The 11,656-nt window shown below is 70.8% G+C and carries 8 protein-coding genes; 1 reads left to right on the plus strand and 7 read right to left on the minus strand.

The features are described from left to right. Positions 1–6: 6 nt before the first annotated feature. The 6 genes from ilvN to P3X83_RS12345 form a co-directional block, all read right to left on the minus strand. Positions 7–531, minus strand: a complete 525-nt coding sequence (gene ilvN, locus P3X83_RS12320; RefSeq protein ID WP_277305123.1) for an acetolactate synthase small subunit — start codon at positions 529–531, stop codon at positions 7–9. Between the two features lie 4 nt (positions 532–535). Then, positions 536–2,308, minus strand: a complete 1,773-nt coding sequence (locus P3X83_RS12325) for an acetolactate synthase large subunit (RefSeq protein ID WP_277305166.1) — start codon at positions 2,306–2,308, stop codon at positions 536–538. 213 nt (positions 2,309–2,521) lie between these two features. Next, positions 2,522–5,203, minus strand: coding sequence for a GGDEF domain-containing phosphodiesterase (locus tag P3X83_RS12330; RefSeq protein ID WP_277305124.1), 2,682 nt, complete (start codon positions 5,201–5,203; stop codon positions 2,522–2,524). 397 nt (positions 5,204–5,600) lie between these two features. After that, positions 5,601–6,536 carry a 2-hydroxyacid dehydrogenase gene (locus tag P3X83_RS12335; RefSeq protein WP_277305125.1) on the minus strand — a complete coding sequence of 312 codons (936 nt, stop codon included), beginning with the start codon at positions 6,534–6,536 and terminating at the stop codon, positions 5,601–5,603. 102 nt (positions 6,537–6,638) lie between these two features. Then, complete coding sequence (locus P3X83_RS12340) at positions 6,639–7,223, minus strand: YetF domain-containing protein (protein ID WP_277305126.1); 585 nt, start codon at positions 7,221–7,223, stop codon at positions 6,639–6,641. 105 nt (positions 7,224–7,328) lie between these two features. Then, the gene (locus P3X83_RS12345) at positions 7,329–8,096 is read right to left on the minus strand and encodes a MerR family transcriptional regulator (protein ID WP_277305127.1); all 768 of its coding nucleotides are present in this window, start codon (positions 8,094–8,096) and stop codon (positions 7,329–7,331) included. Between the two features lie 186 nt (positions 8,097–8,282). Between P3X83_RS12345 and P3X83_RS12350 the strand changes: the two genes are divergently transcribed. Further along, complete coding sequence (locus P3X83_RS12350; protein ID WP_277305128.1) at positions 8,283–9,401, plus strand: PQQ-dependent sugar dehydrogenase; 1,119 nt, start codon at positions 8,283–8,285, stop codon at positions 9,399–9,401. A gap of 19 nt (positions 9,402–9,420) precedes the next feature. Here the strand turns inward: P3X83_RS12350 and P3X83_RS12355 are convergent, their stop codons facing one another. Further along, entirely contained in the window at positions 9,421–11,583 is a 2,163-nt protein-coding gene (locus P3X83_RS12355) for a VanW family protein (protein WP_277305129.1), read from the minus strand. Between the last annotated feature and the right edge of the window lie 73 nt (positions 11,584–11,656).

The following is an 11,656-nucleotide window of genomic DNA, read 5'->3' on the forward strand; positions in this document are numbered from 1 at the left end:
CAAGCCCTACGCGCTGCGGTCCAGGGCACGCAGGGAACGATCGGTGATGGAGCGGGCGCCGCGGCCGATGGCCACCATGCCCGACTGCACCAGCTCCTTGATCCCGAACGGCTCCAGCACCCGGATGAACGCGCCGAGCTTGTCGGGTGTGCCGGTGACCTCGATGGTCACCGCGTCCGACACGACGTCGACGCACCGGGCGCGGAAGAGCTGGACGAGTTCCAGCACGTGCGAGCGGGTCTCCCCGTCGGCGCGCACCTTGATGAGCATGAGCTCGCGCTGCACCGACTGGGAAGTGTCCAGCTCAACGATCTTGAGAACATTGACCAGCTTGTTGAGCTGCTTGGTCACCTGCTCAAGGGGAAGATCCTCGACGTTGACCACGATGGTCATCCGGGAGATGTCGTCGTGCTCGGTCGGCCCGACCGCGAGAGAGTCGATGTTGAAACCCCGGCGGCTGAACAGCGCGGCCACCCGGGCCAGCACGCCCGGCCTGTTCTCCACCAGCACCGAGAGCGTGTGCCTGCTCATATCCCTATTCCTCCGCGTCCCAGACAGGCGCCATGTCACGGGCCACCTTGATGTCGTCGTTGCTGGTGCCCGCCGCGACCATCGGCCAGACCATGGCGTCCTCGTGGACGACGAAGTCGATCACGACGGGCACGTCGTTGATCTCCATGGCCTTCTGGATGGTGGCGTCGACGTCTTCGGCACGCTCGCAACGCAGACCGACACAACCGTACGCCTCGGCGAGCTTCACGAAGTCCGGAATCCGCTTGGGAGCCTGCAGGCCGGTGTTGGAGTAACGCTTGTCGTAGAAGAGCGTCTGCCACTGGCGGACCATGCCCAGGTTACCGTTGTTGATCACGGCGACCTTGATCGGCGCGCCCTCCAGGGCGCAGGTGGCCAGCTCCTGGTTGGTCATCTGGAAGCAGCCGTCGCCGTCGATGGCCCAGACCACCGACTCGGGGCGGCCCATCTTGGCGCCCATCGCGGCCGGGACGGCGAAGCCCATCGTGCCCGCGCCGCCGGAGTTGATGAACGACCCAGGCTTCTCGTAGCCGACGAACTGGGCGGCCCACATCTGGTGCTGCCCGACGCCCGCGACGTAGTAGGCGTCGGGGCCGACCAGCGCGCTCAGCCGCTCCATCACGAACTGCGGGGCGAGGGTGCCGTCGTGGGGGTCGTCGTAACCGAGGGCGTAGGTGGTCTTGTAGCCGTTGAGCTGGGTCCACCAGGCGGAGTAGTCGCCGCGGCGGCCGTCGCGGTACTCGTTCTCCACCGCGTTGATCAGCTCGGTGATCACCTCACGGCAGTCGCCCACGATCGGGACGTCGGCGTGGCGGTTCTTGGAGATCTCCGCCGGGTCGATGTCGGCGTGGACCACCTTGGCGTGCGGGGCGAAGCTGGCGAGCTGGCCGGTCACCCGGTCGTCGAAGCGGGTGCCCAACGCGATCATCAGGTCGCTGCGCTGCAGCGAGCCCACCGCGGCCACGCTGCCGTGCATGCCCGGCATGCCGAGGTGCTGCGGGTGGCTGTCGGGGAAGGTGCCCCTGGCCATCAGGGTGGTGATGACCGGGATGCCGGTCAGCTCGGCCAGCCGGAACAGCTCGGCCGACGCCCGCGCCTTGTGCACGCCGCCGCCGACGTACAGCACCGGACGGCGCGACTCGACGATCAGCTTCGCCGCCTCGCGGATCTGCTTGGAGTGCGGCCGGGTCACCGGCCGGTAGCCGGGGAGCTGCAGGACCGGCGGCCAAGAGAAGGACATCGTGGCCTGGAGCGCGTCCTTGGAGATGTCGACGAGGACCGGCCCGGGGCGCCCGGTGGAGGCGATATGGAACGCCTCGGCGATCGTGCGGGGGATGTCCTCCGCCTCGGTGATCAGGAAGTTGTGCTTGGTGATCGGCATGGTGATGCCCGAGATGTCCGCCTCCTGGAAGGCGTCCGTGCCGATCAGCGGACTGGCGACCTGCCCGGTGATGGCGACGATCGGCACCGAGTCCATGTAGGCGTCGGCGATCGGGGTGACCAGGTTGGTCGCGCCCGGACCGCTGGTCGCCATGCAGACGCCGACCTTGCCGGTCGCCTGCGCGTAACCTTCGGCGGCGTGTCCGGCTCCCTGCTCGTGCCTTACGAGCACATGCCGGACCTTGGTCGAGTCGTACAGCGGATCGTAGGCGGGGAGAACCGCGCCGCCTGGGATCCCGAACACCGTGTCGACTCCGACGTGCTCCAGCGCCCTCACGAGGGCCTGCGCACCTGTCATCCGTTCGGTCATCGGCTCGTTCCTTGCGTGGCTGAGCATCTTTGGCATGAGTGATCGCATAAAAAACGCCCCATCCACCGAGTGGCGGAGCTGGGGCGGCGCGCAGGTCGAAGTGCTTCGCTAGTGGCCTGCGCGCCAGCGAAGTACTACGAGAATGTTCCTGCGAAGCATGCCAACTACCATAGCCGCTCCCGCGACCAGAATGTCAACTTAGTGGGACAGTTGTCTCACCATTCGGACCGGTGTTTCATTTCACGCCGTGCTCTGCAGGCTGGTGCGGATCAGCGAGGCCACTCCCCTGGCCGCCATCGGGCGCGCCACCAGGTAGCCCTGGCCCCGGGTGCAGCCCATCTCACGGAGCAGTTCGAGCTGCTCGGGACGCTCGATGCCCTCGGCCACCACGATCAGCCCGAGGTCGTGGCCCAGCCGCACGATGGTGCGGGTCAGCAGGCTGAGCGTGTCGTCGCGGCCGAGCCCGGAGACGAACGACGGATCGATCTTGATCATGTCCACGGGGAGCTGCCGCAGGTACGCCAGGGAGGCGTATCCGGTGCCGAAGTCGTCGATCGCCAGGCGCACGCCCAGCTCGCGCAGCTCCGACAGCCGGGTGATGGTCTCCTCGGCGTCCTCGACCAGCATCTCCTCGATCACTTCGAGGGTGAGCGCGCTCGGCGGCAGCCCGCTCTCGGCCAGCGCCTCCGAGACCGTCTCCACGAACCGGGGCGCGGTGATCTGCCGGGCGGACAGGTTCACCGACAGGCCGATGTCCCACGACGACGCGCGCCAGGCGGCCACCTCGCGGCACGACTCGCGGAGGATCCACTCGCTCAGCGGCACGATCAGCCCGGTGTCCTCGGCGGGGCCGAGGAACTGCTCAGGCGGCACGAACGTGCTGCCCCGCCACCAGCGCACCAGCGCCTCGACGGCGGTGACGCGGGAGGTCGCCAGGTCCACGATCGGCTGGTACTCCACCGCGAACTGCCGGTCGAGCAGCGCCCGCTGCAGGTCGGCGGCGAGTTCCAGACGGCGGACCACGTCGGCGTGCATGTGCGCGGCGAACACCTCCACCCGGCGCCCGCCCTGTTCCTTGGCCCGCGCCATGGCGACGTCGGCGTTGCGGATCAGGTCGGCGGACGGCACGCCGTCCTCGGCGAAGGCCACGCCGACGCTCCCGGTCAGCGCGATGTCGCGGTCGGCGACCCGGAACGGCTCCTGCGACACCGCACGCACCAGCCGCTCCGCCAGATCGACCACCGCCTGCGCCTCCAGGTTCGACTCGACCAGCACCGCGAACTCGTCGCCGCCCCAGCGGGCCAGCGTGTCGTCGGAGCGGACGGCCGAGCGCAGCCGCCGCGCGGCCTGCCCGAGCAGGTAGTCGCCGCTTGCGTGGCCGACCGAGTCGTTGACCGCGGTGAAGCCGTCGAGGTCCAGGAAGATCACCGCGCTGCGCCCGGTGGAGCGCCCCGCGAGCACCTCCCGGGTGCGTTCCTCGAAGTAGGCGCGGTTGGGCAGGCCGGTCACGCCGTCGTGGAAGGTCAGGTGCGCGACCTGGTTGCGCAGCGCCTCCTGGTCGCTGATGTCGCGCGCGCTGATCATCAGCAGGTCTTCGCCGCGCAGGTGGCGGGTGGCGACCGACTCGGTCGGCCGCCAGGTGCCGTCGGCGGCGCGCACCCGGCAGGCGATCAGGCAGGCGTCGCTCTGCTCGGGGGGGTCGTCGTCGAGTTCGAGGTCGCGCAGCGCGGCGCGGATGGCCGGGGCGTCCTCCGGGTGGATGTAGTCGAAGATCGAGCCGCCCAGGAGATCGGCGGGCCGGTAGCCGTACACGGTCTCTACCGCGTCGCCGATCTCGCTGATCACGCCCTCGTGGTCGCAGAGCAGCACCACGTCGCCGGTGCTCTCGGCCAGCTCGCGCAGTTGCCGTTCGCCCAGCCGGACCAGCCTGCGCAGCCGCGCGCCCTCGGCGAGCAGCACGAACAGGCGCAGCAGCAGCACCAGCACCACGGAGGCGATCACCGTGGAGATCAGCGGGACGGGCGCCTCCACCCCGCCGCGGATCACGTCGGAGAGCACGAAGCCGGTGGCCAGCGCGACCAGGGTGAGCGGCGCCCCGGCGACCAGCCCGGCCACCACCGGACCGGCGGTGGCCCGCACGCCGTCGTTGTCGCCCTCGGGGTCGGGGACGGCCTCGGGGTCGGGCGCGGCCAGGGCATCGACCGAGCGCACCCGGCCGCCGCTCCACGGGGCCGCGGCCAGCAGCAGGAACGCCACCGGCGCGAGCCACACCGCGGCGATCGGCGGGTCCTCCCCCGCGAGCCTGGCCACGCCGGTGGCCAGCTCGCCGCCGGTGGTCGCGGCCAGCACGGCCAGACCGGCCAGCCCGACGGGCCAGCCGGGGGCGCGGGCCGCGACCACGGCGGGACCGACCGCGCACGCCGCGACCAGGCACACCATGGGCGCCAGCAACGGCACGACGAACGCCGACGAGTCGTCGATCTCGCGGTAGACCGGCCCGAGCACGACCACCCAGGCGAGCACGAACAACGACGCGGCGCACAGGTAGGAGTCGGTGATGTAGCGCAGCAGCGCGTGCCCCTGCGGCCGGGCGCCTGCGGCCAGCCAGGCCCCGCCCGCGAGCAGCACCGTGCCCACGAGTACGGGTAGATCGGCGAACGTGACGGCGAAGGCCACGTCGTCGGCGACCGGCCGCAGGCCGACGCCGATCAGCCAGGCGAGCGCGCCGGCGGCCAGCCAGCGCCAGGCCGCCACCGCGCCGCGGCGAGGGGCGATCCGCCCGGCGGCCACCACGAGCGAGACCACGGCCAGCAGCGCGGCCGTGACGCCGGCGGCGGCCCCGACGACCACCGCGGACGCGCCGGTCGCGAGCGCGGCCGCGAATCCCGCCGCACCCGCCACAGCGGCTGAGGTGAGCGGCACCCGTGGATCTCGCCAGCGGCTCAAGGTTCCTGCCAATCCGAATGTGTTCCGAATGTGTTCCGCGTGTATGGAGTCTGGTCGGCTGCGTTCGGCTGTTTCCGGTCGGTCAGCTCGGCCGGCCTGTCGCGGGGCGCTCGCCGTCGAACACGCCACGACAACTCATCGACAGTGTGTGCGCTCCCGCCGACGCGGGACGCGACAACCGTTCAGTTGTCACCGATCTGATAACCAGCCCGGCCGACCGGTCGTCGTCGCGTCGCCCTGCCGCGACGCGTGTGACACCGCGGGCGGCTTCACTACGCTGCTTACTGACTTTCAAGGCCACGGTACGCATTCCAGGTCACGAGGCAGCCACGGTCCGGAATCCATTCTCAGCCGAGAGCGCCCCGATTCCCATTCAGTACGCGCCGGTGATCACGTTGACCGGTCTTTCGCCCGCCGCATACCGTGCGACCTGCGCGTACACGAGATCTTTCACCCTGCGCAGCGAGGCGGGCGTGCTGCCCGCGACGTGCGGGGTGATGAACACGCCAGGCGCGGACCACAGCGGGTGGCCGCGCGGCAGTGGTTCCGGCTCGGTCACGTCGAGTGCGGCGCGCAGCCGTCCGGATCTCAGCTCGGCCAGCAGCGCGCCGGTGTCCACGACCGGGCCCCGCGCCGCGTTGACGAGCAGCGCGCCGTCGCGCATCCGGGCGAGGAACGCCGCGTCCACCATCGCGGCGGTCGCGGGCGTCGAGGGCACCAGCAGCACCACGACGTCCGCCCGGGGCACCAGCCGGGGCAGTTCGGCCTCGCCGTGCACCGGAACCGGCTCGCCGCCGGGCCCGGCCATCTCGCGCGGCGTCCGCGCCACGCGGATCAGCTCGACCTCGAATCCGGCCAGCCGTCGTTCCAGGGCCGCGCCGATCGAGCCGTAGCCGACGATCAGCACGGTGGAGTCGGCCAGCGTCCCGGTGTGGTGGTAGGTCCATTCCCCCGCGCGCTGCGCGACGGCGAAGCCGGGGAACTCCCGCAGTACGGCGAGCATCGCCCCGACCGCCCACTCGGCCGTCCCCGCGTCGTGCGCGCCCCTGGCGTTGCACAGCAGCACACCGTCCGGGATGTGCGGCAGGTACGGCTCGACGCCCGCAGAGACGGTCTGGACCATCCGGAGCTTGGGCATCGCGGCGAACATGCCGGGGATGTCGGCGAGCGCGATCAGCGGCGGCACCAGCACCTCGACCTCTTCCGCCCCTGGCGGCATCGGGTCTCGGCCGTCGTGGACCCTGCACTCCACGCCGGGGATGTCCGTCACTGCTTCGGCTATCTCCACCGAAGGCACCCAGATCATCATGAGGCACACCATAGCCGTGCGATACGGCGTCGTGGTCGCATAACCTGAGCAGCTCTCAGATGTCGGGATCCGAAGACCACTCCTCCGCGCGGCCAGGAACGCTCAGCGGGGACGGGCGGCCAGCACGCCGAGCAGGCGCTCGATGCGATCCAGGCGTGCCTCCAGCCCGGCGATGTCACCGGACGACGCACTCTCCTCCTCCGGCCGCAGCCGGACCAGGACCGCGCCGCCGGGCTCCAGGGTGACGTTCGTGGTGTCGCGCACGTGACCGCCGCCCTGCTTCTTGATCGCCACCTCCAGGTCGGCGAGCCGCAGCCCGAGCCGCTGCACCGCGTCGATGTCGTAGTGGCCGTTGCGGGCGAGCGTCGTGGCCTGGCCCTCCAGCAGCCCGGCCAGCCGGTCCCATCTGGCCGCCGCCCGCGCCAGCGCCGTGTTGGCCGCCAGCAGGACCGCCGCCCCGAAGATCGCGCCGGTCACCGAGTTGTCGTTGCCGATGATGGCGTTCTGCACCACGTTCGACAGCAGCAGCATCACGACCAGGTCGAGGTTGTTGAGCTGGGCGAGATCGCGCTTGCCGACGACCCGGAGGAGGAACACGATGCACAGGTAGACCACGATGGTGCGGATCGCCTTCTCCGCCAGCGGAATGCCACTGACCACCATGTCGGCCCACATGTCGGCCCGCATCGCCTCGCTCCTCCCCCGGGCGACGTGGACATGTCGCCGTGTCCGCATGCCTACCCCGCCCCGGCCCCCGTCAAGGTTCGTACGGCGAGGCGGCGCGGGCCCGCGTCAGCTCAGCCGGGCCCTCGCGTAGGCGGCCATGGCATCGCGCTGGTACTCCGCGAGACCCGCCGCGATCTGCTCGTACGCCTGCCGGAACCACTCGTCCTCGGCCTGCATCTCGCCGAACCGGGTGTACTCCTCCACGCTGGGCGTCCAGGACCGCGACAGCGCCGCGTAGTGACCGTCGAGCTCGGCGAAAACCGCGGGGTCGTCCACCGGGGTGCCCGCCACCATCAGCTCCGCCATCCGGATCATGGCCGCGGTCGCCTCCCGCTGCATCCGCTCCATCTCCTCCGGCGAGGCGGACTCCACCAGGTCGCGCTGCCCGGCGTTCGCCCAGTGCTCGCCGTACCGCTCGGTGGCCTCCTCGGCGTAGCGGGCGCCGTCGATTCCGCTGAACAGGTTCTCCGGTCGTTCGATCTTCCGCATGGATCCCTTCTCCTTGCTCTCCTGAAGCTCGCTGATGGTGTGCTCGACCCGGGCGATGACCGTCGCGAGGTGGTCGCGCCGGGCGAGCAGCCGTTCACGGTGGTCGCGCAGCGCCTCGATCGGGTCGGTGTGCCGGCCCATGATCCCCGCGATCTCCGAGAGGCCCATGCCCAGCTCGCGCAGCACGAGGATGCGCTGCAGGCGGAGCAACTGGTCCTCCTCGTAGAAGCGGTAGCCGTTCTCGCCGATCCACGCGGGCTCCAGCAGCCCGACCTCGTGGTAGTGGCGCAGCGTCCGGGACGTCACCCCCGACATCCGCGCGACCTGTGCGATCGACCACCCCACGCCATGCTCCTTTCCGTAATGTCCTGCCGTCCTGTCTCCGACCGTAGGAGTTGACGCAGCGGAAAGGTCAATCCCGGCGGCTGATCCTCACGGGAACCTGCCCGGCGCGGTAGACGTAGAAGGGGGACCGGGTTCCCGCACCTCGGGTATGACCTGGGCGAATGATGCGAGCTTGGAGGTACCCCGATGACCGTTGGCATGCGTGCCGCGGTGGCCGTGGCCACCGTGGCGTTGGCGGGGGCGTGTTCGGCCGCCCCGGCGGAACAGGTGGGAACGGGCAGGACACCGTCTCCACCCGCGTCGCCGAGCTCACCCGCGGAGAGCCCGCGGGCGTCGCCGGGCGAGGTGAAGACCCTCGTCGGCGGGCTGGCCGTGCCGTGGGCGATCGCGTTCCTGCCCGATGGCGACGCCCTGGTGACCGAACGAGACTCGGCGCGGCTGCTGCGGGTGACGCCGCGGGGCGAGGTGAAGCCGCTGGGCACGATCGAGGACGTCTCCGCCTCCGGGGAGGGCGGCTTGATGGGCGTGGCGGTCTCGCCCGGGTTCGCGGCCGACGGCTACGTGTTCGCCTATTTCACCGCCGCCGAGGACAACCGGATCGTCCGCTACCGGCTGAGCGGCGACTCGCTCTCCGACCGCAAGGTGATCCTGTCCGGCATCCCCAAGGGCGGCATCCACAACGGCGGACGCCTGGCGTTCGGCCCCGACAAGCAGCTCTACGCCACGACGGGCGAGGTCGGCGACCGTCCGCTGGCCCAGGACCGGGCCTCGCTCGCCGGGAAGATCCTGCGGATGACCGTGGACGGGCGTCCCGCCCCCGGCAACCCGTTCGAGGGCTCGGTGGTCTGGAGCTACGGGCACCGCAACGTCCAGGGCCTCGCCTGGGATCCGGACGGCCGGCTGTTCGCGACCGAGTTCGGCGCCAACACCTTCGACGAGGTCAACCTGATCCGCAAGGGCGCCAACTACGGCTGGCCGGAGGTCGAGGGCGTCGGCGGGCAGGACCGGTTCGTGGACCCGGTGCTGACCTGGTCGACCTCCGAGGCGTCTCCGTCCGGGCTGGCCTACGCGGACGGCTCGCTGTGGGCGGGGGCGCTGCGCGGGCAGCGGCTGTGGCAGATCCCGGTCGCGTCCGACGGCACGATGGGCAAGCCGATGGCCCGCTTCGACGGGGAGTACGGCAGGCTGCGCGCGGTCGCCGCCGCCCCGGACGGCTCGCTGTGGATCGGCACCAGCAACAAGGACGGCAGGGGCTCACCCGCCGGAGACGACGACCGAATCCTGGTCGTTCCCACCGCGGGCTGACCGGAGCGCCGGACGGACCTCAGCGGCCGTCGTCGGTCTCCTTGGTCTCCTGGGTCCGCTCGGGTTCGTCGGGCGCCGAGCCCGACGAACCCGACGCGCTCGTGCACTTGACGTCGGTCTCCGGCCGGTAGACGGTGCGGATCGCGGGATCGCGCTTGATCACCTTGTCGCCCTGGTAGAAGACCCGGGTGACCTCGATGGTGAAGCCGCGCTGGCCGACCATCGGAATGCAGCCCGGCTTGTCGTCGGTCTCGCGGGTGAAGTCGGTGAAGCTGTGCCGCTCTGAGGAGATCGCCTTGATCTTGTCGTAGCGCTTGGTGCCCCAGAAGGTCACGGTGATCGACGTCGAGGTGAAGCTGGTCTTGATCAGCACGCCGTGCTTGGAGTTGTTCTGCCACTGGAAGTCAGGCTGCGGGTAGGAGACCGTGGACTCCAGCCCGGCCGGGTAGCGGGAGATGTAGAACTCGTGCGGCGTGTGCTTGACGTCTTTCAGCCCGGCGAAGAACACCGCGTTGTACATCGTGGTGACGAACTGGGAGATGCCCCCGCCGACATCGTTGACCAGGCGTCCCGCCATGATCTGCGGAGCCATCACGAAGCCGCGCGCCGTGTCGCGGCGCCCGATGATCTCGTTCAGTGAGAACGTCTCGCCGGGCTTGACGAGGTGACCGTCCAGGAGCTTGGCGATGGTCTGGATGTTCGTCACCCTGGGCGCGCAGCAGGGGTGGTTCGTGGTGGCCTCGCTGATCTTCTCCTTGATGCCGAGCTTGCGCACCTCGGCCTCGCTGACCCTCGGCTCGATCTCGACGAGCGTGACCGGGATCGTACGGCTGCCGCCCTCGCGGACGACCGTCTCGACGTCGTCGGCGAGCTTGTCGGCGTCGACGCCCATGCCCGGCTTGCCGGGGATCAGCTTCGGTGCGCCGCCCACGATGTCGTAGCGGGCCTCGACGGGGGCCTTCGACGGATCGACCAGCCGGGACTCGACCGTGGCCAGCGCCTTCTCGGCGTCGAAGGAGGGGCGCAGCTCGCCCTGCTTGTCGGGCTCGAAGGCGAGGTTGGCGGCCAGCACGGTGACCGGGATCCTGGCGCGCTTGCCGCCCACGCTGAGCACGATCGGCGCGGCGACCGCCTTGCGGGCCATGCCGGCGGTGGTCTTGAACTCCTCGGCGGTGACCTTGGGGCGCACCACGGTGACCGGCAGATCGATCGGGCCGGGGGTGGCGGAGAGGTAACCGTCCTTGATCGCGGTGGCGGCGGCGTTCAGCTCCAGCGCGGTGCCGTCGCGGGGCACCTCGATCTTGGGTTTGATCCCCTCGTAGCGGATCTCGCCCTCGCGCACCGGGCGGTCGATCTTCTTGGCGAGCCCCTCCACCGCCTCGGTCAGCCGCACCTCGTCGACCGTCACCTTGGGATCGATCTCGGTCGTGCCGGTCAGCCCGCGCCAGACCTCCAGCGGGCCTGGGAAGCCGCTCGGGGCCTGCCCGACGGTGCTGGCGATGTCGAGTTCGAGCCCGGCGCGCTCCGGGATGATCTCGTACGGCACGCCGAGCGCCCGCGCCGGGATCTCCCTCTTGCTGCGTTCCTCAAGCCGCTCGCGCACCCGATCCGCCGCCTGGCTGACGGTGAGGCCGCCGAGATCGACGCCCAGGACCGTGGTGCCCGGCAGGATCGCGCCCGACATGATCACCGCGGGTACGGCGTAGGCCAGCCCCAGCAGCAGCACCACGGCCGCGACCACGAACCCGACCCGGCGCGGCCTGCGGCGCGGCGGCCCCGGATGCGGGATCTCCACGGACGGCCCGCCGCCGAACGAGCCGGGCTCCTCCGCGCCGTTCGACGAGCCGGGCAGCGGGACGGGGTGACGGCGCTCGGGCGGGCCCGAGGTCGGCCACGGCTGGGCGGGCGGCGGCACCGGCGGAAGGCCGGATCCGGCCGGGGCGTCGGAGCCCGGGCCGCCGGCCGACGGTGAATCGGACGGGCCGAAGATGTCCGGGGAGACCCCGGGCGGCAATTTCCGGCCGTTGCCGTTGCCACCTGTGCCGGACTCACCGGGACGCTGCTTGGAGGCTCTCGCCTTCCCGCCCTTCGCGGACTTGCCCTTGGTGACCGGTGGGGTCGGCAGGGGAATAGCAGCGAACGGGTCCGTCGGCGGGTCTATCGACGCTCCGGCGTTCCGCACGCCCCCGTCCTCTCGCTTCGTGGCCTCTCCTCACGCAACCCTACGGCACGGCTGTCCTCTGATGTCACAGAAA

The sequence above is a fragment of the Spongiactinospora sp. TRM90649 genome (assembly GCF_029382225.1).
Taxonomy (GTDB): Bacteria; Actinomycetota; Actinomycetes; order Streptosporangiales; family Streptosporangiaceae; genus Spongiactinospora.